This is a genomic window from Agromyces humi (assembly GCF_009720255.1).
GTDB classification, from domain to species: Bacteria; Actinomycetota; Actinomycetes; order Actinomycetales; family Microbacteriaceae; genus Agromyces; species Agromyces humi.
In genome coordinates, this window is record NZ_WJSP02000536.1 from 1 (window position 1) to 2,018 (window position 2,018).

The window sequence follows — 2,018 nt, forward strand, 5'->3', positions numbered from 1 at the left end:
CGGCACCACGAGGCCGTCGACGATGCGGTTCGCTTCGGTGTCGGATGACAGAGGCGCCGCCCTCTCGGCTTCGGATGCGGCGCCGGCAGCCGTCGGCGGCGGGAACCCCGACCGTCCGAGCCCGAGGTCCACCCGGTCGGGCCAGAGCGCAGCGACCGTGCCGAGCGCCTCGGCCACCTGCAGCGGCTCGTAGTTGCCGAGGATCGTGGCGGCGGTGCCGACGCGGATCCGCTCGGTGGCGCCGGCGACGATGCCGAGCAGCGTGTGCGGCGCCGATCCGGCGACGCCGGGATTCAGGTGGTGCTCGGCCAGCCAGTACCGCGCGTAGCCGAACGCCTCCGTACGCTGCGCGAGGTCGATCGAGTTGCGCAGCGCCTCACCGGCGGTGGAGCCCTCGGAGATGGGCACCAGGTCGAGCACCGCGAGCGGCACCCGCCTCGCGAGCGACGTGCGACCCGCGGCATCCGTCGTCTCAGCCGACACGGCGCACCTCCTCGGCGAGCTCGGTCGGCTCCGGCAGTCCGAGCGTGCGGCGCAGGGTCGCGCCCTCCTCGTACTCGGTGCGGTAGACGCCGCGCTCCTGCAGCTCGGGGACGACCCGCTCGACGAACTCGTCGAGGCCGTGCGGCGACGTGGTGCCGACGATGACGAAGCCGTCGGTGGCCCGCTCCTGCACATAGCGGTCGAGCTCGGCGGCGACGGTGCCCGGCGTGCCGACGAACGACTGGCGCCCGGCGACCGCGATGACGAGCTCGCGGATGCTGAGCCCCTCGGCCTCTGACCGCGCCCGCCAGCCCTGGGCGATCTGCACGGCGTTGGGGTACCGCGGCGCCCAGCCCTTGGTGATGGAGGCCTCGGGATCGGGGTCGAACTCGGGCAGCGGGCCGTCGGGGTCGCGGTCGGACAGGTCGACGCCCCAGACCTGCTCGAGCACGGTGATCGCGGTCTTCGGCCCGACCTGCGCGAGCGCGTCCTCGCGGGCGCGCTCGGCGGCCTCCGCCTCGGTGTCGCCGAGGGCGAAGGTGACGGCGGGCAGGATCTTCAGGGAGTCCTCGGTGCGGCCGCGGCCGGCGAGCCGACCCTTCACGTCGCGGTAGAACTGCTGCGCCTCCTCGAACACGCTGTGCCGCGAGAAGATGACCTCCGCGTGCTCGGCGGCGAAGTCCCGGCCATCGGCCGAGTCGCCGGCCTGCACGATCACCGGGTACCCCTGCGGGCTGCGCGGCACGTTGAACCGGCCGGCCACGTCGAACTGCGGTCCGCGGTGCGCGAACGGCTCGATCGCGTCGTCGGCGAGGAATCGCCCGCTCGCCCGGTCGGCGACCACCGCGCCGGGCGACCAGCCGTCCCACAGCTCCTTCGCGAGCGCCACGAACTCCGAGGCGCGTGCGTAGCGATCGGCGTGGTCGAGGTAGCCGCCACGGCGGAAGTTCGCCCCGTGGAACGCGTCCGAGCTCGTCACGACGTTCCAGCCGGCGCGTCCGTTCGAGAGGTGGTCGAGGGTCGCCAGCTGGCGCGCGAGCTCGTACGGCTCGTTGAACGTCGCGCTCAGCGTGCCCACGAGGCCGATGTGCCGCGTCACCGCGGCCAGCGCGGTGAGCACCGCGAGGGTGTTCGGCCGCCCCACGACGTCGAGGTCGTGGATGAGTCCCTTGTGCTCGCGCAGCCGCAGGCCCTCGGCGAGGAACAGGTAGTCGAACCGGCCTCGCTCGGCCGTGCGCGCGAAGTGCTCGAAGGCGCTGAAGTCGATCTGGCTGCGCTGCAGGGGGTCGCTCCAGACCGTGGTGTTGTTGACGCCCGGGAAATGGGCGGCCAGGTGCACCTGGCGGGGTGTGGTGCTCATGCTGCGGTCTCCTCCACGGCGTAGCGGTTGGCGGGGCGAGCAGGGGATCGGCTGCCCCCGCGTCTACCCCCGCCATCGGAAAGTAGGGATCCCGAGAGCGCGACATAGCGTGGGCGGACCCGAGAGGCTGCACCGACGTTCTTACCCGATCACGTGTTCGTGATGCTGCCTTGGT

Annotated in this window: 2 protein-coding genes; both read right to left on the reverse strand. The window is 72.7% G+C overall.

What is annotated here, in order from left to right:
• The coding region (locus tag GH736_RS21910; protein ID WP_235934628.1) for an LLM class flavin-dependent oxidoreductase at positions 1-483 on the reverse strand (483 nt) is incomplete at its 3' end.
• Positions 473-1,843, reverse strand: coding sequence for an NtaA/DmoA family FMN-dependent monooxygenase (locus GH736_RS21915; RefSeq protein WP_159607060.1), 1,371 nt, complete (start codon positions 1,841-1,843; stop codon positions 473-475). The genes GH736_RS21910 and GH736_RS21915, both read right to left, overlap by 11 nt.
• Between the last annotated feature and the right edge of the window lie 175 nt (positions 1,844-2,018).